This is a genomic window from Bradyrhizobium sp. 62, assembly GCF_023073035.1.
Lineage (GTDB): Bacteria > Pseudomonadota > Alphaproteobacteria > Rhizobiales > Xanthobacteraceae > Bradyrhizobium.
In genome coordinates this window covers 123,600-145,870 of the sequence record NZ_JADPIT010000013.1, presented here as the reverse complement: position 1 = coordinate 145,870, position 22,271 = coordinate 123,600, and the positions used below count along the sequence as shown (strand labels likewise).

24 protein-coding genes are annotated in these 22,271 nt (G+C 62.9%); 12 read left to right on the top strand and 12 right to left on the bottom strand.

Annotation, left to right across the window (positions count from 1 at the left end):
- Positions 1-4: 4 nt before the first annotated feature.
- Entirely contained in the window at positions 5-952 is a 948-nt protein-coding gene (locus IVB47_RS08340) for a MoxR family ATPase (protein WP_007601482.1), read from the bottom strand.
- Positions 953-1,099: 147 nt separating this feature from the next.
- Positions 1,100-1,300 (bottom strand): hypothetical protein, encoded by a 201-nt coding sequence (locus tag IVB47_RS08335; protein WP_247460957.1) that lies wholly within the window; start codon positions 1,298-1,300, stop codon positions 1,100-1,102.
- A gap of 224 nt (positions 1,301-1,524) precedes the next feature.
- Between IVB47_RS08335 and IVB47_RS08330 the strand changes: the two genes are divergently transcribed.
- The gene (locus IVB47_RS08330) at positions 1,525-2,499 is read left to right on the top strand and encodes a quinone oxidoreductase (RefSeq protein ID WP_247460956.1); all 975 of its coding nucleotides are present in this window, start codon (positions 1,525-1,527) and stop codon (positions 2,497-2,499) included.
- Positions 2,500-2,538: 39 nt separating this feature from the next.
- Here the strand turns inward: IVB47_RS08330 and IVB47_RS08325 are convergent, their stop codons facing one another.
- Together IVB47_RS08325 and IVB47_RS08320 are read right to left on the bottom strand one after the other, a co-directional pair.
- Positions 2,539-2,814 carry a hypothetical protein gene (locus IVB47_RS08325; RefSeq protein WP_247460954.1) on the bottom strand — a complete coding sequence of 92 codons (276 nt, stop codon included), beginning with the start codon at positions 2,812-2,814 and terminating at the stop codon, positions 2,539-2,541.
- A 96-nt stretch (positions 2,815-2,910) separates the two neighbouring features.
- Positions 2,911-3,519 (bottom strand): S24 family peptidase, encoded by a 609-nt coding sequence (locus IVB47_RS08320; protein WP_007612810.1) that lies wholly within the window; start codon positions 3,517-3,519, stop codon positions 2,911-2,913.
- A 166-nt stretch (positions 3,520-3,685) separates the two neighbouring features.
- On the opposite strand from IVB47_RS08320, the gene IVB47_RS08315 reads away from it, so the two are divergent.
- Both IVB47_RS08315 and IVB47_RS08310 read left to right on the top strand, forming a co-directional pair.
- Positions 3,686-4,213 carry a GcrA family cell cycle regulator gene (locus tag IVB47_RS08315; RefSeq protein WP_247460953.1) on the top strand — a complete coding sequence of 176 codons (528 nt, stop codon included), beginning with the start codon at positions 3,686-3,688 and terminating at the stop codon, positions 4,211-4,213.
- Between the two features lie 46 nt (positions 4,214-4,259).
- Positions 4,260-4,835 carry a hypothetical protein gene (locus IVB47_RS08310; protein WP_247436793.1) on the top strand — a complete coding sequence of 192 codons (576 nt, stop codon included), beginning with the start codon at positions 4,260-4,262 and terminating at the stop codon, positions 4,833-4,835.
- A gap of 46 nt (positions 4,836-4,881) precedes the next feature.
- Here IVB47_RS08310 and IVB47_RS08305 read toward each other — a convergent pair whose 3' ends face one another.
- Complete coding sequence (locus tag IVB47_RS08305; RefSeq protein WP_247460951.1) at positions 4,882-5,238, bottom strand: hypothetical protein; 357 nt, start codon at positions 5,236-5,238, stop codon at positions 4,882-4,884.
- 755 nt (positions 5,239-5,993) lie between these two features.
- Between IVB47_RS08305 and IVB47_RS08300 the strand changes: the two genes are divergently transcribed.
- Positions 5,994-6,179 (top strand): hypothetical protein, encoded by a 186-nt coding sequence (locus tag IVB47_RS08300; protein WP_027519309.1) that lies wholly within the window; start codon positions 5,994-5,996, stop codon positions 6,177-6,179.
- A 142-nt stretch (positions 6,180-6,321) separates the two neighbouring features.
- Positions 6,322-6,663, top strand: coding sequence for a phasin (locus tag IVB47_RS08295; RefSeq protein WP_027519308.1), 342 nt, complete (start codon positions 6,322-6,324; stop codon positions 6,661-6,663).
- 197 nt (positions 6,664-6,860) lie between these two features.
- Here IVB47_RS08295 and IVB47_RS08290 read toward each other — a convergent pair whose 3' ends face one another.
- The 3 genes from IVB47_RS08290 to IVB47_RS08280 form a co-directional block, all read right to left on the bottom strand.
- On the bottom strand, positions 6,861-7,178 hold the full coding sequence (locus IVB47_RS08290; protein ID WP_247402861.1) for a cytochrome c: 318 nt from the start codon (positions 7,176-7,178) through the stop codon (positions 6,861-6,863).
- A gap of 293 nt (positions 7,179-7,471) precedes the next feature.
- Positions 7,472-8,302, bottom strand: coding sequence for an alpha/beta fold hydrolase (locus tag IVB47_RS08285; RefSeq protein ID WP_247460949.1), 831 nt, complete (start codon positions 8,300-8,302; stop codon positions 7,472-7,474).
- 154 nt (positions 8,303-8,456) lie between these two features.
- Positions 8,457-10,253, bottom strand: coding sequence for a POTRA domain-containing protein (locus tag IVB47_RS08280; protein WP_247460947.1), 1,797 nt, complete (start codon positions 10,251-10,253; stop codon positions 8,457-8,459).
- 129 nt (positions 10,254-10,382) lie between these two features.
- Between IVB47_RS08280 and IVB47_RS08275 the strand changes: the two genes are divergently transcribed.
- On the top strand, positions 10,383-11,663 hold the full coding sequence (locus tag IVB47_RS08275) for a FecR family protein (RefSeq protein WP_247356476.1): 1,281 nt from the start codon (positions 10,383-10,385) through the stop codon (positions 11,661-11,663).
- A gap of 59 nt (positions 11,664-11,722) precedes the next feature.
- Positions 11,723-14,464 carry an EAL domain-containing protein gene (locus tag IVB47_RS08270; protein WP_247356478.1) on the top strand — a complete coding sequence of 914 codons (2,742 nt, stop codon included), beginning with the start codon at positions 11,723-11,725 and terminating at the stop codon, positions 14,462-14,464.
- A 12-nt stretch (positions 14,465-14,476) separates the two neighbouring features.
- Here IVB47_RS08270 and IVB47_RS08265 read toward each other — a convergent pair whose 3' ends face one another.
- Positions 14,477-14,761, bottom strand: coding sequence for a hypothetical protein (locus IVB47_RS08265; protein WP_007612789.1), 285 nt, complete (start codon positions 14,759-14,761; stop codon positions 14,477-14,479).
- A gap of 243 nt (positions 14,762-15,004) precedes the next feature.
- On the opposite strand from IVB47_RS08265, the gene rocF reads away from it, so the two are divergent.
- The 4 genes from rocF to IVB47_RS08245 all read left to right on the top strand — a co-directional run bounded on the left by rocF (position 15,005) and on the right by IVB47_RS08245 (position 18,338).
- Positions 15,005-15,982: an arginase gene (gene rocF / locus IVB47_RS08260; RefSeq protein ID WP_247436804.1), complete on the top strand. Its 978-nt coding sequence runs from the start codon at positions 15,005-15,007 to the stop codon at positions 15,980-15,982.
- Between the two features lie 161 nt (positions 15,983-16,143).
- The gene (soxC, locus tag IVB47_RS08255; RefSeq protein WP_247460945.1) at positions 16,144-17,415 is read left to right on the top strand and encodes a sulfite dehydrogenase; all 1,272 of its coding nucleotides are present in this window, start codon (positions 16,144-16,146) and stop codon (positions 17,413-17,415) included.
- Positions 17,402-17,944: a cytochrome c gene (locus IVB47_RS08250; RefSeq protein ID WP_027566614.1), complete on the top strand. Its 543-nt coding sequence runs from the start codon at positions 17,402-17,404 to the stop codon at positions 17,942-17,944. The genes soxC and IVB47_RS08250 overlap by 14 nt, the downstream gene beginning before the upstream one ends.
- A 97-nt stretch (positions 17,945-18,041) precedes the next feature.
- Entirely contained in the window at positions 18,042-18,338 is a 297-nt protein-coding gene (locus IVB47_RS08245; protein ID WP_035961179.1) for a hypothetical protein, read from the top strand.
- Positions 18,339-18,344: 6 nt separating this feature from the next.
- Here IVB47_RS08245 and IVB47_RS08240 read toward each other — a convergent pair whose 3' ends face one another.
- Positions 18,345-19,559 (bottom strand): mandelate racemase/muconate lactonizing enzyme family protein, encoded by a 1,215-nt coding sequence (locus tag IVB47_RS08240; protein ID WP_247356482.1) that lies wholly within the window; start codon positions 19,557-19,559, stop codon positions 18,345-18,347.
- Positions 19,560-19,733: 174 nt separating this feature from the next.
- On the opposite strand from IVB47_RS08240, the gene IVB47_RS08235 reads away from it, so the two are divergent.
- Positions 19,734-19,922 carry a hypothetical protein gene (locus IVB47_RS08235; protein ID WP_027566617.1) on the top strand — a complete coding sequence of 63 codons (189 nt, stop codon included), beginning with the start codon at positions 19,734-19,736 and terminating at the stop codon, positions 19,920-19,922.
- Between the two features lie 155 nt (positions 19,923-20,077).
- Here the strand turns inward: IVB47_RS08235 and IVB47_RS08230 are convergent, their stop codons facing one another.
- Positions 20,078-21,364, bottom strand: a complete 1,287-nt coding sequence (locus IVB47_RS08230) for a divalent metal cation transporter (RefSeq protein WP_247460943.1) — start codon at positions 21,362-21,364, stop codon at positions 20,078-20,080.
- 287 nt (positions 21,365-21,651) lie between these two features.
- Entirely contained in the window at positions 21,652-21,837 is a 186-nt protein-coding gene (locus IVB47_RS08225; protein WP_247290484.1) for a hypothetical protein, read from the bottom strand.
- Between the last annotated feature and the right edge of the window lie 434 nt (positions 21,838-22,271).

The window sequence follows — 22,271 nt, the reverse complement described above, 5'->3', positions numbered from 1 at the left end:
GGCGTCAACCGAAGACGTTGGATCGTGCTGCCTTGGCAATGAAGGTCGTAATCTGAGGCTGAGCCGCCTCGATGTCGGCCTCGTATTTCAGAAGCACGTTGAGCGTGTCCTTGACGATCTCGGTGTCGAGCTCCGAGGCCTGCAAGAGCACCAGCACGCGTGCCCAGTCGATGGTCTCGCTGACCGAAGGCAGCTTCTTCAGGTCGAGCGAGCGGATTTCGTGGATGAAGCCGACCATCTGCCGCCGCAGCGTCTGCGAAATGTTGGGGACGCGGCTCTCGACGATGCGCTCCTCGAGCCGCTGCTCGGGAAAGCCGATGTGCAGATGCAGGCAGCGCCGTTTCAGGGCGTCGCCGAGATCGCGCTCGCTGTTCGAGGTGAGGATCACCGTTGGCGGCGTGATCGCGGAGACGGTGCCGAGTTCCGGAATCGTGACCTGGAAGTCGGAGAGAATTTCCAGCAGCAGCGATTCGAATTCCGCATCCGACTTGTCGATCTCGTCGATCAGGAGCACGCAGCCGCCCGGCTGCTCCAGCGCTTGCAGCAGCGGCCGCGGCTCGACGAACTCCTTGGAGAAGAACACGTCGCCGAAATCGTGGAGCTGATTAAGTGCAGCGTGCAAAGTCTGCGCGCCGCCCAGGACTTCGCCGAGCTTGTCCTTGAGGATCTGCGTGTAGAGAAGCTGCTTGGCGTATTTCCATTCATAGAGCGCCTTGGCCTCGTCGAGGCCTTCATAGCATTGCAGGCGGATCATCTTCAGGCCGCGCCAGGCCGCGATCGCCTTGGCAAGCTCGGTCTTGCCGACACCCGCGGGGCCTTCGACCAGGATCGGCTTCTCGATCTGTTGCGACAAATACACGGCGGTCGCGATCTGCCGGCTCGCGATGTAGCCTTGCGCGGCGAGGCCGCTCTCCACTGCCTCGATCGCTGTCGAGGGCTTCTGTTCAGCCACGAAAAGGCGCTCCCAAAGGTCTTGATTGAGGCTTGTTCTGCCTGCGTTCACGGCAAAGAACAAGCCTCGTTTGGGAGAGCCCAGACCCGCGCGAATGGGCGTTTTTTCCGCTCAGCGCAAATAGTCTAGCAGCCACCAGCCGCGCGATCAGTGCCGCAGCAACTCCGGCTTGCGGATCGTCTGTCTGACCTCGGCGCCGCAATCGGCGCATTCATAGACGAAGTCGATCTTGGCAAGACTCCAATGCGGTTCGACCTCGCGCACATACATTGGAAGGAACGCCGTGCAAGCAGGGCAAATCACAGGCGCGATCTCGATATCCTGATGATGCTGTACATAAGCTGGCATCTCGGCTCTCCTTCGCAGACGACCTCCAAACCCGCGCGAAGGCTACTGCCGGCTGGCGCAAGGCCGACATCAACTCTTTCGAACAGAGGCGGAACGGCGGAGGTTTGTCGTTCGCTGTGACATTCTTGTTACGTCTCTGTACTGTGACGGGCGGACCAAATACCTATTTCAAAAGCTCGATCCGGTATTCGGATTTTGACCTCAACGATAAGGGAGCAACGCCCATGACGCATGCCATTCGCTTTCACAAGGCTGGTGGTCCGGAAGTGCTGGTCTGGGAGGAGGTCAGTGTCGGCAAGCCCGGACCTGGCGAGGCGCGAATCCGCCATACCGCCGTCGGTCTCAACTTCGTCGACATCTACAACCGTTCGGGCCTTTACCCGGTGCAACTGCCGAGCGGGCTTGGCAGCGAGGCCGCTGGTGTCGTCGAGGAGGTCGGGCCCGGTGTCACCGATCTGAAGCCGGGCGATCGCGTCGCCTACGGCGCCTCGCCGCTCGGCGCCTATTCCGAGGCGCGGCTGATCCCGGCCGACCGACTGCTGAAGTTGCCCGACGGTGTCGACGACAAGACTGCGGCGGCGATGATGCTGAAGGGACTCACCACGCAGTATCTGATCCGGCAGACCTATCGTGTGAAGGCCGGCGACACTATCCTGCTCCATGCGGCAGCCGGTGGTGTCGGCCTGATTCTCTCCCAGTGGGCCAAGCATCTCGGCGCGACCGTGATCGGCACCGTCAGCAATGACGAAAAGGCCAAGCTCGCCAAGGCGCATGGCTGCGACCATGTCATCATCTATAGCCGCGAGGATTTCGTGAAGCGCGTGGATGAGATCACTGGCGGCAAGAAGGTGCCGGTGGTCTATGACTCCGTCGGCAAGGATACGTTCCTGAAGTCGCTCGACTGCCTCGCGCCGCTCGGCGTCGCCGCGCTGTTCGGTGCGTCGTCCGGCGCCGTCGAGCCGCTCAATCTCGGTTTGCTAGCGCAGAAGGGCTCGCTCTACGTCACCCGGCCGACGTTGTTCACCTACGCCGCCAAGCGTGAGAGCCTGGTCGCGATGGCAGGCGAGCTGTTCGACGTCGTCAAGTCCGGCGCGGTCAAGATCGAGGTGCACCAGACCTATCCGCTGAAGGATGCCGCCAAGGCGCATGCCGATCTCGCCGCGCGCAAGACCACGGGATCGACCGTCCTCACGGTGTGATCTCCGATCGGGCTGTGGCGCAGGCCGCTTGGCCTTGCGTCACGTCGGCTCGTGCTTACGCAGATCGTGGGCGTGATCGAGGCGGATAGCCTGTAAGTCGACTTCTTCGGGCCGGATCTCCGGGAGGGCCGCTTCGGCGAGGATGGCCTCGGTAATGTCCTCGACCGAGCTCTCCGCGATCTCGTGGATGAACGAGATGTTCCCATATTCACCTGAGGCAACGCGGGAAATGACCTCACGCCTGGTGATTTCAGGGTCGACGACCGCCTCGCGGCCGCGGCGCCCATAATCGATCATCACGACAAAATACTGCATGAAACGATCCTGCCGTGCCCCATGTCGGGCACGGCAGAGTATTTCCGAAAAACGGAATCAAGTCAAGGCGCATTTCGCAAAAACGGAAATTCCAGCCTACTTGCTCCTCTTGCGAGGGCGCGCCGACTTGGCGCGCAGCCGCTCCAGCTGCCCCTTGGGCATGGAGAGGCAGATCTCGCCGACCCACTCCAGTTTCACGCCGACGATCTGCTTGGCATTGAAGCTGCTGAGATTGACGACGGAGGGGGATTTGCCCCGCTCGATCGTCTTTAGATAGCGCTCGCCGGTCTTGAGCCGGACCACGGCCTCCTCGCCGTAGAAGCTCGACAGGGGATGGCGCTGGTCCTTGTAGACCACGATGACGTCGCCGCTCTCGTATTTGGGCAGCATCGAATCGCCCACGATCTCGAATGCGATGGTCTCCTCCATGATCGGAAAGGGCAGCGCGATGTCGCCTAGGCCTTCCGGGGGAACCTGCTCATAATCCGGCTCGATCACGGCACCGGCGCCGACGCGGCCCATGATCGGCGCGAGATTGAGTTCGAGATATTCCATGATCGGAATGATTTCCGAAGCCTTCACCAGGCGTTCACCGCCGAGGATCTCCGAGACCGCGCCGGGCCGTACGCCCATGGCAGCCGCCAGGCCGCCCTTGCTCTTGCCTGTCTTTTCCAGGCCCCGTTCGATCATTGCAGCGTCCAACATGGTGATTCCCTCGATTGTCCATCGTCCCGCCTCTTGTAATCCGAAATTCGGAATTGATGCAATTATGAATATCAGAATTATCGCTTGACTCTGACTTCGGAATACCGGAATGTGCGCTTCGCCTCGCGATCGTGCGATCGGAGGAGGCGCATCACAGGACAGCAGCATGGAACCGGGCCATTGGCCGTCGGAGCACTCCGACGCGCTTCGCGACTATTTTCTCAAGGGAATGTCTTATGCGGAGATCGGAAGACAGATTAACGCAAGGTTTGGAACGGCTTACACGCGCAACGCGGTGGTCGGCCGCGCCAAGCGGCTCGGGCTGGTCGTGCAGGTGCGGACGGCGAGCCCGTCGATCGTCCCAGTGTTGCCGTCTGGGGGCTGTCTTGTCCTGCCGCACCGCCCTACGGTGCTGAGCCTGCCGCCGAAATCTGCGATGAAGCCTGCCGCGCAGGTCAAATTGCGCTGCGTCGGCGTCCAGCCGCGCCTGGTCCCATTGGTCGAACTCGCTGGCGAGGACTGTCGCTATCCCTATGGCGGCGACAAGGACGGGGAGGAGATCACCTTCTGCGGCCATCCGCGTGAGCCGGGCTCGAGCTATTGCACGCCGCATGCGCGCCTGACGCGCCGCGCCGGAACTGGATCCGCTCGCGTCGCCGGCCCCGTCGTGCTGAGGCTGGTCTCTGCCGCCTGACCTGACGACCGCCCGTTCAATCGTCAATTTCGCAAGGAGTATCCGAGTGGCACGTGTCCGACGCAACAGGTCTTACAAACTGGCGGATGTCTACGATCGACGCTCGCGTGAGATACCGTTCAATGCGGAGATCGCGGAAGTCGAGGTGGACAATCCGCTGGCGCTCGACCCCGGCGAGAAGATCATGGCCGTGCGGTCGATCCGCAGCGATCCGCTCGGCCGGCTGCACGCGCACCATCAGATCGACGAGGCGCAGTATCGCGGCGGGCGCGCCTTCCAGAACGATTGGGAGAGGGCCGAGCGTGGCCCTCAGGCGATGGACCCGACCCGCGAATATGTCGATGGCGCGCGCACGCGCGAGCCGGTTACCGAGAGCCAACGTCAGGCGGTGCTGCGGCTGAACCGGATCGAGCGCGAACTCGGCACCGACGGTGCCGCGCTAGTGCACGACGTGTTGGTGCTGGGCCTGACCATGGACGAGATCGGCCAGCGTCGCGCCGTTCGTACGCAACGCTGGACCGACTATTTTTCCCGACGTTTTCGTGAATGCCTGGACCGGTTGGCACTGATCTACGGCTTTGCGACGGAAACGGGGACACGACGTGCAGGGCAACGCAGATGACAAGGGCGCGCCCCCGACCTCGGCCGCGGGCGCGCCGGTCTGCTGCTTAGGGATGCGGTAGGATCTGGTAGGTCGTGGTATACGGCTCGACCCGGAGCGACGCGTTGGCCAAAAGCCCGATTCTGGCGGTCGGCGCTTGCTGCAATTCGCCGTTCGGACCGCGATGCACGTTGTATTGCCAGACAGTGAGATCGCCCTTCTGTGCCAGAGCATGTGCAACGGCGCTGGCATCATTGCCGCCGAGCGCCTGAAGCTCCTCCGTTGACAATCCGACGACGATTTCGTCCTTGATGGTGACGATCTTGAACAGGTTCATCCTGGTCTCCTGCGCCCATGCGCCTTGTATCGAGAAGGTGAGAAGCGCGACTGCGGCGCTCTTGATGAGATCGCAGCGAGAAAGCATGCCGTCGTCCTTTGGTTCTGGGGCGCCGAATCGATCAATGCATCGGCCATGGCGCTCGTGATCTGCGTGGCTGTTTCGCCACCGCTTTGTCGTTTGCTCCTCAAAAACGGTTCACCGCCGGAAACAAATGCGGCCCGATGAATTCTGATGCGAAGAGGCGAGTCCAAGTCCAAGAGCTCGATGGGGCGGGTTTAGATGAATCCAAGCGCCATAGTCTGTCTCTTGGTTCAGAAGGCCGCGCTGTGGCCACCGATCCATGGCCCGAGATCGACGTCTATTTCGCGGACGATACAACCGCCGACGACGGACTCAACAATTACGTGCATAAGCTGAAGAGCACTGGTTCGGCTCCACCAATGTCCATTCACATCTGAAACAAGACGAAACAAGGCGTCGATTGACGGCGATCGAGGCTGCATGCCTGATCGATGACGCTTCTTGACGCAGGTGGGTGACGGCTGGCCATATTCCTGTTATCCGGAATTGCCGTGGCGCGATGCAGACGAAGCATCGCTGGGTCAACTGTTAGGCTTGCCGGAAGGGTTGTTTTTTGACATAGTTGCAACCTGTTCAAGTGTGGCCGCTTGCACATGTAGCTCGGCGTGCGAACACACCGGGCTTCCCCCGGACGAAAGCGCGCCATCGCCATAGCATCCGGTTGTGGCATCCGGTTGTGGCGTTCGGTTGTGGCGTTCGGTTCTTAGTTGGGACCTCGCTGTTGGATCACGAAGTCCGATGCTTGTCATAGGTGCGAGATGAAGAACCTCAATTTCGCAGCTGAGCTGCACCTCAAGCTCGGCGCGCCTGCAAGCGGTACTGTCGAAAGCCTGCGCCTGCTCCGCGCCTTTCTGAAGCTCGCGCCCCGGCAGCGTTTCGAAGTCATCAAGCTCGTCGAAGACCTCGCCACCGAAGAATCCCTTCCCGAACACCCCCTGTCCTGAGCCGGCCTGCACGCTGGCCTTACCCCTTGCCCTTCGTTTTCCTGCCAGAGCCGGCCGCCGGGCGACGTCTTCCCCGGCCTGGACGCTGGCAGGCGATCCGGCAAGTGTGGTATTCAGTTCTGAAAACGGGAGGAGTGCGACCATGATCGAACCGAAGCTCGAAGTTCCGGCCGAACTGCGCGACCTGGCCGAGAAGACGATTGACCAGGCGGAAAAAGCTTTCGGCATGTTTTTCGAAGCCGCCACCAAATCGATGACGACCGTTCCGGGTGCGGGGACGGACGTCTCGAAGCAGGCGCTCGCATTCACCGAGCAGAACATGAAGTCGGCGTTCGAGCATGCTCGCAAGCTCGTCCATGCGACCGACCTTCAGGAGGCGATGCGAATTCAATCGGATTTCCTGCGCAGCCAGTTCACCAATGCCGGAGACCACATGCGCCAGATGACCGGCAGTCTCATGCAGCCAGGGAAGGGCAAGTCCTGATTCTCGGTGTGTTCCTGGCGCGTCCAGAGATTGGACTTGCCCGGGCGTGATTATCCGCACGTCGATGCGGGTACCGGTCCATGCTGGGCCGTCGAATGGACCTCATTCGCCGCCCATCATCCCTTCTGCTGATCCCTGTCGGTTCTCAGGCAGGGATAAGCATTTGTCGCGGGTGTCTTGACCGATCGGTGGCTCTGCTAGCGCAGCGATGCGATGTAGGCCGCGATATCGCCGGCTTCGATCCGGCTCAAAGGGAAATTCGGCATCTTCGGGTGCGGGTCTAGCAGGAAAAAGGCGAGCCTTTCCGAACTGAAGTCAGGCCTGCGCGCAACGGACGCGAAGGAGGGGACGTCGGCGCTCGCCTGGATCTGGCCGTTCGCCACGACATGGCAGCTGGCGCACCAGCGCCTCGCAAGGTCGGCGCCGTGATCTGCATCGGCGGCGAGAGCGGGCGACGCGCACACGCTCGAGGCCACTGCAACCAGCAGACAGATTCGTCTCAAATGCCGGTGCATAGGGCAACCCTGTGTGTTGTTGGCTAGCGACGCCGTCCTCATCCGCAACACGAACCCGGAAACTGCGAGAGGTCGATGCGGGCGATGATCGACCGCAGCAGCTTGCGGGCCAAACGATAGAGATGCCGGGCGAATCTCGGCGTCCTTGCCGCAGGCAGGACAAAGCTTGTCGCAGCGAGTCTTTTCGTACCAAGGCTTTCGATGGAGTGCGACACGGTGTCTCTCCGAGATGGCAAGGCCCTTTCTAGCGTGGCCGGCTCGCCGCAGCCTTGATCTGCCGCAAAGGTGCTGGACTAATAGTCGCCGGGGTTCATGATCATCGGGCTTCGTGTATCGGCCGGCGCGAGCGCGCTGCTGGCGCTGTCGCGCAGGAAGCGGTCGAGTGTCGCCTGGATCTTCTCCTTGACCGCATCGGGACCGCGATCGCTCATCTCGGTATGCTGCGCACCGGTGTGGACAATGTCGATGCCGCGCGCCTTGGCCTCTTCCGGCGTCGGCAGCACGCCGGGATCGGTTACGAAATGCGGATCCTTCGAGCGGAACGACAGGATCTTCATGTTGTCGCTAAGCACGAAAGGCACTCGCAGATTGTCCAGCGTGATCACTTTCGACACCAACTCCGGGTGCTGATGGGCGACATACATCGAAACGTCGCCACCGTTGGAATGCCCGACGAGCGTGATGTGGTCGTAGTCGGCGTTCTCCTGCCGCCACTTCAACTCGCCCAAGGTGAAAAGGATGTTGGCCTCGCAGCGGATATAGACCTCGCGCCGGCCGACATATTGCTGGCCGGTCTTGGTCATCAGCGGCGGATCGCTCGGCAGATCCTGCTGGATGCTCGCGACGAGATAACCGCGTGCGGCGAGCACGTTGGCGAGGAAGGAATATTCGGTGGCCTTGACGGTATTGCCGTTGCTGATGATGGCGAGCGGGAGCTTCCAGAGGCCGAGATTGGCCTTGGTCTCGTAATCGCGCCGTACAGCGATTTCGACCGCAATCGGCCGCTGGCGCGCGGCGTCGAACAGGGTCAAAACCTCATGGCGGATCGCGAACCGGCTGACGACGAAATACTGGCCGACGCCGAGGATGCAGAGAAACGCCAGAACAGCAAAAACCTTTTTCATGGTTCCGTCTCAAATCACTTTCGACTGAACATGGCCATTGGGAACTCCCGGATCGAGCGATCGTGAGCAGGTTACGGGATTAAATTTAGGCAAGTCTGTGAGCCGCGCCCCAAAAGAGCCGCATGCCCGGGGCCATAGCGCGAAGGGCGAGGGTTTACAGACAGCCGCCCTTGCCGCGTTCGGGGCAGAGCCGCAGCGCGCTTGACAGAGTAAATAGGAAGCGGGGGCTGCGGCGGTCGTTGTCGGGCGCCCGGTAGCTCAGGGGGACGGCCACGCCGAGATCGGCCTGGAAATCGTCCGGCAGGAAGAACCGCACGCCAGCTCCGGGCGAGGTCAGCGACAGGCCGTCGCTCAGGCGGTAACCGTCGTTCCAGACGGCGCCGGCGTCGCCGAAGGCATAGAGCTGATAGCCGGTCCAGTAGCGGTAGTTGAGCTTCTGGTCGAAGCGCAGTTCGAGTGAGCCGGCAAGACCGTTGTCCCCGCTGATCTCTGCTGCGCCATAGCCGCGCCCGAAGGCAGCGCCACCGAGATAGAATTGCTGCGAGGTGAACAGCGGCCGTGACGCCGTCTGGCTCGCAGCGGAAAGTTTGAGCGACCAGACGTCGTTGAGCGTCTGGTAGCGCGTGAACCAGAGGTTTAGCACCGAGAAGTTCGATGACGCGCCATCGCGCGACAAAAGATCGTCGTCGAAATGCGAGGAACCGAAGATGTCGAGGCCTTGGCGGTAGGTCAGCGTCGCGAAATTGGTGCCGCCGAAATGGTCCTGAAGCCGGTAATCGGCGGTCAGGCTCGCGGTCCTGATGTGGTCATTGTACCAGGGGCCGTAAAGGTCATGCTCGGACACGTTGCTGAAGGTCGTCGCCGCAGTCAGGGTCAGCGAGGAGGATTGCGACTGCAATGGGACGATGCTGGCACGCAGCTCGAACGCCTCGGTCGTGGTGATGTCGCTGTCGAGGCGGCGGGCATCGCCCGGTCTAACCGCGCTGTACAGGACGGACCCGCCGAGACGCACACCGTCGACACCGACCGGTGCATCGTAGGACAGCCGTGCGAAGCCAAGCTGGCGGGGGTCGTTGGCGATGGTCGACAGATTGACCGCCAGCGTGTCGCCGGGCGTGAGATAGGAGTTGAACGCGCCGGTCGCATAGGTCTGCCACGGACCAACTGATGATGAGCCGAGATTGTCCAGACCGAACGACGAGAAGACGTGCCAGGTCTTCAAATAGACGATGAGGCGGAATCGGCCGGTTGCAGTGCCGATCTCCTCCAGTGCGGTGTCGGTGATCCGGACGCCAGGTCTGCCGTTGACGAGAAAGAGCTGACGTTCCAGCGTTGCCAGGCGCGACGGTTGCTCAGCCAGAACCGGCCCAAGCATCGGTCTCACGCCGAACTGCTCGGCGCCGTCGCCTTTCAGCTCGGCCTCCAAAATGGCGCCTTCGACCACCTGGATCCGGACGCGTCCGTCCGCAATATCCTGCGGCGGCACGATCGCACGGCTCAAGTGAAAACCATCGGCACGGTAGAGATCGCTGATCGCGCCTGCGATCGCGGCGAGATCCGCCTGCGAAATCTTCTTGCCGACATAGGGCTGGTAAACCGCGGCGATGCGATCGGGGGATACGGCCCGGGCTCCGCTGATATCGACGCCGCGCAGCACGAATTGAGGCTTGGTATCGCCGCCGGTGTTGGGCTGACCGACTGTCGGCAGCCTGACCGGAGGGCGGGTCAGCGATTCCCGCTCGGTTTGGTTTTCAAAATATTTCTCGGGTTGGCGCGGATCGAAGCCCGGCTGGTTCGCCTGTTGTGCGAAAGCCTGAGGAACTCCCGTGAAAAAAGGGGCTAACAGCGCCAATGCGGTAATGAGATGCCGCTTCCCGACGCGCGCAATGCGCCTGTCCCCGTAGTTCGACGGAGATGTGCCCCTGATGCGATAAGGGTTCGTTAGCCACATGATTTTTCATAGTTTTTTATGGTCAATGAACCGTTAACGCGACCGCTCCGCTGGCCGCTTCCCGCTAATCCTATGTTGAGTGATTTCGGATACCCCTCAGGTTGGCTGTAACGCGGACTGAGGATCGTCATGCTGAGCAAAATTGGAATGCGGTGCGCCTTCGCGGCTGCGCTGATCCTGGGAACGGCTTGCGGCGCATCCGCCGCCGACGATGGCGTCTGGTCGGTCGGCAAAGCCACCGGCGAGGTCTGGGTCGCCACCAGCGGCGCGCAGCAGGTCTCGTTGAATCAGCAGGAGGCGCTCAAGCCCGGCGACACCATTCGCACCGGACGTAATGGCCGCGTGCTGCTCGTCCGCGGCGAGGAAACGATCCTGATCTCTCCCAACTCGGTGGTCGGCTTGCCGACCGAGAGCAAGGAGGGCCTCTCGACTACCATCATCCAGCAGGCAGGTTCGATCCTGCTCGAGGTCGAGAAGCGCAACGTCAAGCATTTCGAGGTCGAGACGCCCTATCTCGCCGCTGTCGTCAAGGGAACGCAGTTCAGCGTCACCGTGGCCGCGGGCAGCACCAAGGTCGGCGTGCTTCGCGGCCAGGTCGAGGTCTCCGACTTCAAGACGGGACAGATCGCCCAGGTCCTGCCGGGGCAGGCCGCCACCGTCTTTGAGCATGGCAAGCCTGGTCTCAGCCTGAGCGGCGCCGGGACTTTCAATCCGATCGAGCACGGCAAGCCACGCGCCTCGAGCATCGAGCGCGTGCCCGTGCCGAAATCGGGCCTGCCGGCGCCGCGCAACGGGGCGAATGGCCACATGATCCATGCGCTCGGGCCGATCGATAAGGGCACCAAGGCGGCTGGCGCGCTCAAGCCATCGCAACAGGCGGCTGGAGCTCACGCGTCCAAGGGCGGTGCTGCAAAGCCCGGCGTCGTACGCATCTCGAACTCGCTCGGCGAGGTCAAGCTGAACGTCCACAAGGTCACGCACGGGCTCGCCCACGGCGGCGGTGCCCCCGGACAGGTGCGCAACGCGCACGCCAGCACGGAGACGGTCTGGAGCGACTCGAAATCGGGCACAAACGCATCCAACAGCACCGTCCAGACTGCGGTAACCACGAGCAGCGGCGTGACGGCTGGCAGCACCAGTTCGTCGGCTGCAAGCACGACAATAGCCGCGACCACGGCAGGTGCGTCCAGCGACGGTTCGGGCGGCGGCAGCGGAAATTCCGATGGCAAGACCAAACCGGATAAGGGCAACTCCGGTAACGGCAATTCCGGCAATGGGAATTCCGGCAACGGCAATGGCAACAGCGGTGCCACCGGAAACGGCAAGGGCAACAACGGCAACGGCAATGGCAATGGCGGCGGCAACGGCAGCAATGGCCACGGCAATGCCTTTGGCCACAACAAGCACTGAGGCGATTTCCTGGGGATGAGGGGGCGCAACCGCAGAAGCGGGTGCGCGGGAGGACCGGAGTGAAGCGCTATCGTCCGCATATTCTAGTCGTGACCGCGCTGGCGATCGTGCTGTCGACGGGGTGGCATGGTGCGCTTCGCAACGCGCTGACCGACCTACGGTTTGCCTGGCAATCGCGCGCCGCGAGCGGCAACGTCGTCGTGGTGGCCATTGACGCGCCCTCAATCGACCAGATCGGGGTATGGCCCTGGCCGCGCCGGCTGCACGCGGAACTGTTGCAAAGGTTAGAGGCTGCGGGGGCACAGGACGTCGCTTTCGACGTCGATTTCAGCTCGCCATCCGATCCGGCCTCCGACGAGGCTTTCGTCAACGCGCTGCGTGAGGCAGGCGGCTCGACCATCCTGCCGTCCTTCAAGCAGCCGGCGCCGAATGGCGGCGCAGCTCACATCAATCGCCCCCTGAAGCCGTTCGGCAACCAGTCGTGGCCCGCGCTGGTCAATGTCGCCATCGAATCCGACGGGCTCGTTCGCCGATATCCGTTCGGCGAGAAGCTCGGCGATGCCCTGATGCCTTCGATGGCCGTCGTGCTGGCCGGGCAGGACGCCAATCGGCGGCCGCCGTTCTTGATCGATTTCAGCATTCGGGCGGGCTCTGTTCCAAGTGTCTCCTATGTCGACGTGCTCCGCGGCAAAGCCGCCGCTCTCGACAGGCTGAGAGACAAGAAGATCATCATTGGAGCGACGGCGCTCGAACTCGGCGACCGCTTCAGCGTTCCAAATGGCCGCATCATCTCCGGACCCATCCTCCAGGCGCTGGCAGCGGAATCGATCCTCCAGAACCGGATGCTGCGCTGGACTTCCGATACCGGCATGATCCTGGGTCTCGCGGTGATCTGCCTGCTGATGATGTATTCGTGGCGCCGCTTCGCTTCGGGAATTCGCGTCGCAATCCTCATCTCGGCCGGGGCGGCCTTCGAGCTGGTTGCGATCCTCGTTCAGGCAAGATGGCCCTTCATCATCGACACATCGTTGTTCCACATCGCGATTGTCGCTTATCTGACGGCGATCGCACTCGACGAGATCGATTTTCGTGGTCTGCTGGGGCGCATCGCCGAAAGCCGCTTTCATCGTATCGCGATGTCGCTCGGCGATGGCCTCGTCTGCACCGACGAAGATCAGCTGATCACCGTTTGGAACCCCGGCGCCAGCGCGATCTTCGGCTATATGCCCGCCGAGATCATCGGCCGCCCGTTCGAAACGCTATGTGCCGTTCCGGTGGACGGTGAGGCGAGGCCGTCCACGCGCGACGCCGCGCGCCAGGCACTCCTCGCACCCGGCGGAGCGGTCGTCATCGAGTTCGAAGGGCGGCGCAAGAACGGTGAAACTTTCCCGGTCGAGGCGAGCTTCTCGGGCTGGCAGGGAACGGACGGCTTCCAATACGGAGCCATCCTGCGCGACATTTCGGTCCGCAAGCGCGAGGCCGAACGCGTCAGATATCTCGCCGAGTACGACGTGCTGACCGGTCTGGTCAACCGCAACACGCTGCACGCCGGACTGGTCGGCATGATCGCGGATGCAGCGCAGCGTCCTTGCGAGGTCGCGCTGCTCGTGATCGGGCTCGACGGTTTCCAGAGCATCAACGACATGCTGGGCCATTCCGCCGGAGACCTCGTGCTGCAGGCGGTCGCTACTCGCCTGAAAGCCCACGCGGGCGACGGCGCTGTCGTTGCCCGGCTTAGCGGCGACGAATTCGCAATTGCGCGCAAAGGCGCCGATGGCGACGAGCGGATCGCAGAGTACGCCGAACGAATTGCGCGCGCGTTCGAAGCGCCGCTTGCGACCGGCACGCGGCAGCATCGCGTCAGGATCAGCATCGGCGTCGCGGTCCATCCGGAAGGCGGACACAACGCCGACGATCTCCTGAGCAACGGCCATCTTGCGTTGACCAAGGCAAAGCTGACGCGGCGCGGCGGTCATGTGGTCTTCGAGAGCGCGATCCGGCAGGAGCTGGAGAACCGCCTGACGCTGGAGAGCGAATTGGCGCTTGCCGCGGATCGCGGCGAGTTCGAGCTGTTCTACCAGCCCCAGGTTCGCCTGATCGACGCCAGCCTGGTCGGGGCCGAAGCGCTCATCCGCTGGCGGCATCCCGTGCGCGGCTACGTTTCGCCCGGAGAGTTCATGCCCGTGGTCAACAGCTCAGCCCTGTCCGAGCGGATCGGAAACTGGGTGATGGAGACTGCCTGCCGCCAGGCACGCGCCTGGGAATTGTCAGGCGACCCTGTGCGCGTCGCGATCAACCTGTCACCCTCGCAGCTTCACTCCGGCGACCTCGCCCATTCGGTTGCGGGGATGCTCGAAGCGACGGGGCTCACACCGTCGCTGCTCGAGATTGAGGTCACTGAGGACATCCTGCTTCACGACGAAGCCCGCGTGCTCGACATGTTCAAGCGTATTCAGCAGCTCGGCGTCCGCGTTCTGTTCGACGATTTCGGCACTGGCTATGCGAGCCTGAGCTATCTGAAGAAGTTTCCGCTCGACGGGCTCAAGATCGACCGGTCGTTCGTGCTCGGTCTGCTCGCGAATTCCGACGATGCCGCGATCGTCGGGTCGACCATCGGCCTCAGCAAACAGCTCGGACTGACGGTCGTGGCCGAGGGCATCGAGAATCGCGCTACGGCCGACTTCCTGGTGAGCATGGGATGCGAGGAAGGCCAGGGCTATTTCTTCGGCCGTCCGATGCCGGCGGAAGCATTCGAGCGGCAGTTCCTCGCAGCCGAGTGCGCCGCCGTCAGTGCGGCCTGAACATACGTTGCTCTAGCGCCGCCGCGCGACCGCGACGCCGAACAGGAAAGCAACGAACAGGCTGGCGAGCGGCGCTTCGCGCGTGATCGCGGCGACGGTCGCGAGGGGCCGGCCCGGCTTTCGCGCTTCGTCGATAGCGGAGGTCATGCGGTCGACAGCTGCATGCAGGCCACCCGCGACTTCACCGATGGTGCGGGATACGTCCGTCGCGGCATCGATGGCGCGCTCGGCCATGCCGGGATGTGAGGTGGACTGCGGGATCTCCGTGCTCAAGTGCGCGACCTCCGGGCTGATCATGTGACGGAGGCCGATACCTTTGGCTATCCGCGCGAGCGCTCGTTCTGAACAGCGGGTCAGATGACCTTTGGCTATCCGCGACAGGCGCCGTGGTTTTTACGGCGGGTACCGGCCTTGAATGAGCAATTCGGCGCGCGGGCTTTTGTTCCGAAACGATGCGCCCCTGCGCGGACCGCCCCCGTGAAACGACGGATGCGAATCTCTGTTAGGCTGGCTCAATCTTGCTGATGTCAGGAGACAGCTGTGACCGACCGGACCACGACGGATCGAGCCCGGCGCATCGCCTTGCTCGGCGCTCCCATCGACATGGGGGCTTCGCAGCGCGGTACCCTGATGGGCCCTGCGGCGCTCCGCACCGCCGGCCTTGCGACACTGCTCGAGAGCCTGGATTTCGAGGTCGTCGATTACGGCGATCTCTCGGTGGCCGAGCTCCGGGACCTCGCAGACAGGGCCCCCGACAAAGCCAATCACTACCGCGAAATCCAGCGCTGGACGCGCGTGCTGAGCCGCAGAGGCTACGAGATCGCGAAAACCGGCGCGCTGCCGATTTTTCTTGGCGGCGATCACACGTTGTCAATGGGATCGGTGAATGCCATGGCCCGTCACTGGCAGGAGCGCGGACGCGAGCTGTTCGTGCTCTGGCTCGATGCCCATGCCGACTACAACACACCGGAGACGACGATCACTGCCAACATGCACGGCATGTCGGCGGCATTCCTTTGCGGCGAACCCGGCCTCGACGGATTGCTGGGCGACGATCCGCGCGCCTCGATCGATCCCGACAGGCTCGACCTGTTCGGCGCGCGCTCGATCGACAAGCTCGAAAAGGAGCTGATGCGCACGCGCCGGATCAGGGTCGTCGACATGCGCCAGATCGACGAATTCGGCGTCGCCGTGCTGATCCGCCGCGTCATAGAGCGCGTCAGGGCCAGCAACGGCGTATTGCATGTCAGCTTCGACGTCGATTTTCTCGACCCCTGCGTCGCACCTGGCGTGGGCACGACGGTGCCGGGTGGAGCGACCTATCGCGAGGCGCATCTGATCATGGAGCTCCTGCACGATTCCGGCGTAGTCGGTTCACTCGACATCGTCGAGCTCAATCCGTTCCTCGACGAGCGTGGCCGCACCGCGCGCACCGCGGTCGAACTGATCGGCAGCCTGTTCGGCCAGCAGATCGCCGACCGGCCGACCCCGAGCAATGCGATCGCGCCGGGCGAGTGACGGACGAGCCGTTTGTGCGTTGCGAAGAAGAGAATTGCCGTCGCCGCCACCGGATTTAGATCAGTCCAGATCGAAATCGCCTGTTTTTGAAACAGGTGCGAATTGCAAATGCTCGTCGCAGAATGTTTCATGCGGGTCGCGCTTCAACCGAGGATCCGCAAATGAGCCGCACGTTCGACGCCGCCGACAAATCCGCGGGGACGACTCGCCGCCGCTTTCTGCGCGGCAGCGCTGCCGCTGCGGGTGGTACTGTCCTGGGCGCCGGCGCATCGGTTGCCGCCGGGACCGACAACCTTCCACCCAACATTCCCGAATGGATGAAGGCGCCGGGCGAACCGACGGGGGGCCAGCTCTATGGCGCGCCATCGTCGTTCGAGAAGGGCGTCGTCAAGAACATCTCGAAGACTCTCAAACAGTACATCTCGGCCTCCAGCCGGACGCCGTTGCAGGAGCTCGATGGCATCATCACGCCGAATGGACTGTTCTACGAGCGTCACCACGGCGGCGTTCCGACCATCGATCCGGCCCAGCACCGGCTGATGCTGCACGGGCTGGTCGAGCGCCCGCTGATCTTCACAATGGACGATCTCAGGCGTTTCCCGTCGGAATCGCGCGTCCACTTTCTCGAATGCTCCGGCAATCCCGGCTACACCAAGCCTTACGGCAAGACAGCGTCGGACCTTGTGGGTCTGGTGAGTTGTGCAGAATGGACCGGCGTCAGCCTCAAGCTGGTGCTGCAAGAGGCCGGGCTGAAGCCGGAAGCCAAATGGGTCGTCGCCGAGGGCGCCGACGCGGCTGCACTGACCCGCAGCATCCCGATCGAGAAATGCCTCGAGGACGCCATGCTGGTCTACAGCCAGAACGGCGAGCGGCTGCGCCCGCAGCAGGGCTATCCGCTGCGGTTGTTCCTGCCGGGCTTCGAGGGCAATATGAGCGTGAAGTGGCTGCGCCGCCTGCATGTGACGGCTGAGCCGGTTTACTCGCGCGAGGAGACCTCGAAATACACAGACCTGCTGCCGGACGGCACCGCGCGTGAATTTTCGTTCTACATGGAGGCGAAGTCGATCATCACGAGGCCCTCCGGCGGCCAACGCCTGGGCGCGCCCGGCGTCCACGAGATCACCGGCATCGCCTGGAGCGGGCATGGCAAGATCGCAAGCGTCGAAGTGTCCGTCGACGAGGGAAAAAGTTGGCAAAGCGCGCAATTGCAGGAGCCGGTGCTGACCCGCGCTCTCACGCGCTTCCGTTTGCCGTGGCGATGGGACGGCAAGCCTGCCGTGATTCAGAGCCGTGCCATCGATGAGACCGGTTATGTGCAGCCGACGCTCTCTGAGTTGCTCGCGGTGCGCGGCGAGAACTATTTCTACCACAACAACGCGATCTGGCCGTGGCGCATCGCGGCTGACGGCGAGGTGACCAATGCGCTGGCGTGAGACTTGCGGCATTGCTGTCGTCATCGTGCTGTGTGCGTTCGCGAGTGTTGCGCAAGCACAAAGCCTGTACGGCCTCGGACGCCCCGCGACGGCTGCGGAGATCGCGGGCTGGAATATCGACATCGGACGCGACGGCAGCAATCTCCCGAAGGGAAGTGGCTCGGTCAGCCATGGGCGCGAGGTGTTCGCCCAGCAATGTGCATCATGCCATGGCGACAAAGGCGAGGGCGGGCTCGGTGACCGGCTCGTCGGTGGGCAGGGCACGATCGCAACGCCAAAGCCGATCCGCACGGTCGGTAGCTATTGGCCGTATGCGCCGACGCTGTTCGACTACATCCGCCGCGCGATGCCGCAGAACGCGCCGCAATCGTTAAGCGATGAGGAGGTTTATGCGGTCTCCGCGTACATCCTGAACCTGAATGGACTGGTAGGAGCGGATGCGACGCTCGATGCCAAATCGCTTGCGGCTGTCAAAATGCCGAACCGCGACCGGTTCGTCGGCGATACCCGGCCGGATGTGAAACACTGACTGCCTTGTGGCGTTCAGGTTCCCCGCTTGGAACTTGCGTTGGCCAAGGGCGGAACTCGCAGGACCCGATTGCATTAACCTGCGAGAGGAAAAACCTATGGATTCCACGATGGCAACGGATCGCTTCGCAAATTCCATGTCCTCAGCGCTTCGCCATCCCGGCGTGATCGCGTTGATTGTGGCCGCGGTGACGATTGCTGCGATGCTCATCGTCGATCACGGACCATGGAATCGGGCCAAGACGCAGCCTGCTCACGTTGCGATGTATGCGACCACGGGCGAGGCCGCACGCGCCGCAGGCGCCGCAGTGCTCCCGACCGAACAGAAGTCGCCGCTCGAGCCGGAGCGGCCGGGGCCCAAGACGTCCCCGACCGTCAATCCAGTTACGCCGTAAGACGCTCTAGCTCTTGCGGCCGTAGTTGAGCAGTCCGCCGGTGGTCTTTGGCGGGTGCGCGCGAAGGGCTTCCTCGTTCGGATCGGTGCCCCAGCCGGGCCGGTCCGGAATGACCAGATGGCCGTTCTGAATTTCGGGCTCATGCGTGAACAGTTCGCGGTCCCATGCCAGGCGATCGATGTCGATCTCCATGATGCGCAGGTTCGGCACGGCGGCGCAGAAATGCGCGTTCATCATCGAGCAGAGATGGCCGTAGAAATTATGTGGCGCAACGTTGACTTCGAACGCTTCCGCAGCGGCTGCGATCTTCATCGACTGCCAGACGCCGTTCCAGGGTGTGTCGATGATCGCGACGTCCATGGCCTGCTCGCGGAAATAGGGCAGGAATTCCCGCAAGCCCAATAGCGTCTCGCAGGACGAGATCGGATGCGGGCTTTGCCTGCGGATGTAACCGAGTGCTTCCGGATTGAAGCTGTCAATCTCGATCCAGAACATGTCGAGGTCCGCAATGGTGCGCAGGATCTCCAGATAGCCCTCGGTCTTGGCGTTGAAGTTGCAGTCAAGCAGGATGTCGACATCAGGGCCTGCCCCGTCGCGGATCGCTTCCAGATGCATGCGCAGGTCGCGCAGGATCTTGCGATCGACGTTGATTTCGGGGGCGAAGGGCGAGCCGAAGCCCGGTCGCCAACCGGTTGGCTTGCCGTCGTCGTAGGAGAAGATGTTGGTCTTGAGCGCGGTGAACTTGTTCTCGCGCACTTCGCGTCCCATTGCCTTGACGCCGTCAAGGTTCTCGATCGGCGGCTTGTACCAGGACGGATGATTGATCCGCCACGTCGCGCAATGCGACCAATAAACCCTGACACGGTCGCGGATCTTGCCGCCGAGCAGTTCGTAGCAGGGCACACCGAGACACTTCGCCTTGGCGTCGAGCAGCGCATTCTCGATCGCGCCGAGCGCCTGCGCCACTACGCCGCCGGCGGCGGGACGCGTGGCCGCGAACAGCTCTGCGTATATGCGCTCGTGCCGGAAGACGTTCTGCCCGACGACGCGGGCGGACAGGCGCTGGATCGCAGCGCCGACGCCAGGCGAGCCGAAGCCCTCGTCGAACTCGCTCCATCCGACGATGCCGTCCTCGGTCGTCAGCTTGACGAAGTGGTAGTTTCGCCAGCCGGCGTCGCAGGCGAGAATTTCGAGACTCGTTGCTTTTGATGATCTGGTCATGTCGCTCCCTGTGACCCGGCTGGGTCCTTTTTTTGTTTGGCCGGCTCGCAAGCCCCGCTCCAGCCGCAACTGTTAAGCTAATGGACCTGCGCAGTGAAGCCCGGGGAGCTGCGCCGGGGGCGCTTTGCCGCCTTTCTTCGGCGGGAAAGGTCGGGGAATCCGGTGGGGACAGCCATGATCTTTCCCGGGATCGTCCTGAAAAGGGACCATGCTTTGACGTTTTTGGCCACAATCGGGATCGACCCTCCGGCCATGAAATTTCTGGCTGTGATTTCGATCTTGGCGCTGCTCACGATGGGTGGAGCCGCCATTTCCGATCAGTTTCTGACGGCCGATCAGCACGTCGCGCACGGGGTGGAATAGCGCGGCGGGCGGAGATGCTTTTTTGTCTTGGGGGAGACAGCGATGCTTTCGATCGATCAATTCCTGCGCTTCATCAGCGTGCCGGCCGTGTTCGCGGCCCTCGTCATCGCCTCGCAGATCTCGGCCGCCTTGTCGCAAGGTTAGTGAAAGGCTGGTCAGCCGATCGCGGACGAGCCGAGCAAAGCGAGCACGGCCAGCGCCATCAGCGCGGTGCCGAGCCAGCCCAGCGCGACCAGCCATGAGCGGCCCTTGAAGCGACCCATGATCGCCTTGCTCGACACGATCAGCATCATCATGGCCATGATCGGAACGGCGACGATGCCGTTGAGCACGGCGCTCCAGACCAGCATGTGGATCGAATCGATCCCGGTGAAACCGAGTCCGAAGCCCATGATGGTTGCCGCGGCGATGATGGTGTAGAAGCCGACCGCCTCGTCGGGCTTCGCCTCAAGCGTCGCGCGCCAGCCGAAGATCTCCGCCACGCCGTAAGCGGCCGAGCCCGCCAGCACCGGAATTGCGAGCAGGCCGGTGCCGATGATGCCGGTCGCGAACAGGGCGAAGGTGAAGTCGCCGGCGAGCGGCCGCAGCGCTTCGGCGGCCTCCGTCGCCGAATTGATGTTGGTGACGCCATTCGCGTGCAGCACCGACGCGGTGGTGAGGATGATGAAGAAGGCGATGCCGTTCGAGAGCAGCATGCCGGCGATGGTGTCGGACCTGATGCGTGCCAGCTCCGGACTGCCGCCGCGCTTGAGCTCGCGCAGCGGCTTGTCGCGCTTGCCCTGGTTCATCTCCTCGATCTCCTGCGAGGCCTGCCAGAAGAACAGATACGGACTGATCGTGGTGCCGAGCACGGCGACGACCATCATGAAATAGTCGGCGCTGACATTCGTCTTCGGCCACACCGCCGCGAGCAGCGCCGTGCTCCACGGGATCTTGACGGTGAAGGCGGTCGCGACATAGGCGAACAGCGCCAAGGTGAGAAACTTCAGCACCGGCGAATAGCGCCGATAGGGCAGGAACACCTGCAGCAGGGTCGAGCCCGCCGCGAAGATCAGCGCGTGCTCGTGGTTGAGGCCGCCGATCACCAGCGACAGCGCCTCCGCCATCGCCGCGATGTCGGCGGCGATGTTGAAGGTGTTGGCGGCGACGAGCATGGCGACCAGCGACAGCACCGCCCAGCGCGGCGCGATCTGCATGACGTTGGCGGCGAGCCCCTTGCCGGTGACGCGGCCGATCCGGGCGCTGACGAGCTGGATGGCGATCATGAACGGCGTGGTCAGAAACACCGTCCAGAGCAGTCCGTAACCGAATTGCGCGCCGGCCTGCGAATAGGTGGCGATGCCGGACGGATCGTCGTCGGCCGCCCCGGTGACGAGACCCGGCCCCAGCCTCTGCAACAGCGTCGGCGCGGATTTCGTAGCGGTGAGGGCACTGTCGGCCATGGCAGGAGGGACCTCGGTCGGGCGCGTCCTTCACAAATGCTAAGCAGGAAACAAGGTTCCCGAGCCGGGGGTGAGCGGGCGTCTCATCCAATTCGGATAAAGCTAATCGCCTTTGACTCGTCGGGCAAAACACCTGTATAAGTTTCATCATCGGAGAATACCCGGTGCCCGCTTTGGCGCGCATCCCCGGGCGCAACCGGGCGGCCATGGACGGCTGTCGCGCATTCCGCAACCCCCGTATTACGGACACCAGCACGGTGTTCGTCCCGCAGAGAGTGCGGTCGGGATTATTTGATGCTGACGAACATGCCCCAGGCGCCGGCCAGCGCGGCGCCAGAAAAGACGATCAGCGGATTGTCGCAGAACGCACTGCCATAGGTGCACATGGTGACACCAAACGAGCCGATCTCGTGATGGCCCGCGGAGTAGAACAGTCCGGACAGCACCAGCAATGCGGCGGCGACGAAATACATCGACGATCTCTCCGAGCTATCCCCCTTGCGTCTGTCGCAAGAGACCTGTCAAGGGACGCGTCCCAGCATGGCGCGAACCCATTGCGTCCTGCCGAATTCGCCCTGCTGCATTTGAACTAAAGTTGACCCGTTCCGCAGGATGCCGCCGTCGGCTGCAGTTTGCTGCGCAATCTGGACGTGCGAGCGGGAATGGAATATCTGCGCGGGAACTGTTGGACGCGCTCTCCATTAACGAACATGAACAATTGGACCAACTGAGGGGAGTGGCCCATGGGCGCCGAGCGGATGCACCCTCCGCGGTACTGGCGGATGCGGGCGGAAGAATTTCGCACCAAGGCGGACAGTTGCGAATACCCCGAGACGCGGGACGTGCTGCGCAAGGTGGCGGAAAATTACGACGAACTGGCCCGCCGCGCCGCGCGCATCTCCACACT

Coding starts and splice junctions, on each gene's coding strand:
- IVB47_RS08335 (WP_247460957.1), bottom strand. CDS start 1,300: ATGCCAGCTTATGTACAGCATCATCAGGATATCGAGATCGCGCCTGTG.
- IVB47_RS08330 (WP_247460956.1), top strand. CDS start 1,525: ATGACGCATGCCATTCGCTTTCACAAGGCTGGTGGTCCGGAAGTGCTG.
- IVB47_RS08325 (WP_247460954.1), bottom strand. CDS start 2,814: ATGCAGTATTTTGTCGTGATGATCGATTATGGGCGCCGCGGCCGCGAG.
- IVB47_RS08320 (WP_007612810.1), bottom strand. CDS start 3,519: ATGTTGGACGCTGCAATGATCGAACGGGGCCTGGAAAAGACAGGCAAG.
- IVB47_RS08315 (WP_247460953.1), top strand. CDS start 3,686: ATGGAACCGGGCCATTGGCCGTCGGAGCACTCCGACGCGCTTCGCGAC.
- IVB47_RS08305 (WP_247460951.1), bottom strand. CDS start 5,238: ATGCTTTCTCGCTGCGATCTCATCAAGAGCGCCGCAGTCGCGCTTCTC.
- IVB47_RS08300 (WP_027519309.1), top strand. CDS start 5,994: ATGAAGAACCTCAATTTCGCAGCTGAGCTGCACCTCAAGCTCGGCGCG.
- IVB47_RS08295 (WP_027519308.1), top strand. CDS start 6,322: ATGATCGAACCGAAGCTCGAAGTTCCGGCCGAACTGCGCGACCTGGCC.
- IVB47_RS08290 (WP_247402861.1), bottom strand. CDS start 7,178: ATGCACCGGCATTTGAGACGAATCTGTCTGCTGGTTGCAGTGGCCTCG.
- IVB47_RS08285 (WP_247460949.1), bottom strand. CDS start 8,302: ATGAAAAAGGTTTTTGCTGTTCTGGCGTTTCTCTGCATCCTCGGCGTC.
- IVB47_RS08280 (WP_247460947.1), bottom strand. CDS start 10,253: ATGTGGCTAACGAACCCTTATCGCATCAGGGGCACATCTCCGTCGAAC.
- IVB47_RS08275 (WP_247356476.1), top strand. CDS start 10,383: ATGCTGAGCAAAATTGGAATGCGGTGCGCCTTCGCGGCTGCGCTGATC.
- IVB47_RS08265 (WP_007612789.1), bottom strand. CDS start 14,761: ATGATCAGCCCGGAGGTCGCGCACTTGAGCACGGAGATCCCGCAGTCC.
- soxC (WP_247460945.1), top strand. CDS start 16,144: ATGAGCCGCACGTTCGACGCCGCCGACAAATCCGCGGGGACGACTCGC.
- IVB47_RS08250 (WP_027566614.1), top strand. CDS start 17,402: ATGCGCTGGCGTGAGACTTGCGGCATTGCTGTCGTCATCGTGCTGTGT.
- IVB47_RS08245 (WP_035961179.1), top strand. CDS start 18,042: ATGGATTCCACGATGGCAACGGATCGCTTCGCAAATTCCATGTCCTCA.
- IVB47_RS08240 (WP_247356482.1), bottom strand. CDS start 19,559: ATGACCAGATCATCAAAAGCAACGAGTCTCGAAATTCTCGCCTGCGAC.
- IVB47_RS08235 (WP_027566617.1), top strand. CDS start 19,734: ATGATCTTTCCCGGGATCGTCCTGAAAAGGGACCATGCTTTGACGTTT.
- IVB47_RS08230 (WP_247460943.1), bottom strand. CDS start 21,364: ATGGCCGACAGTGCCCTCACCGCTACGAAATCCGCGCCGACGCTGTTG.
- IVB47_RS08225 (WP_247290484.1), bottom strand. CDS start 21,837: ATGTATTTCGTCGCCGCCGCATTGCTGGTGCTGTCCGGACTGTTCTAC.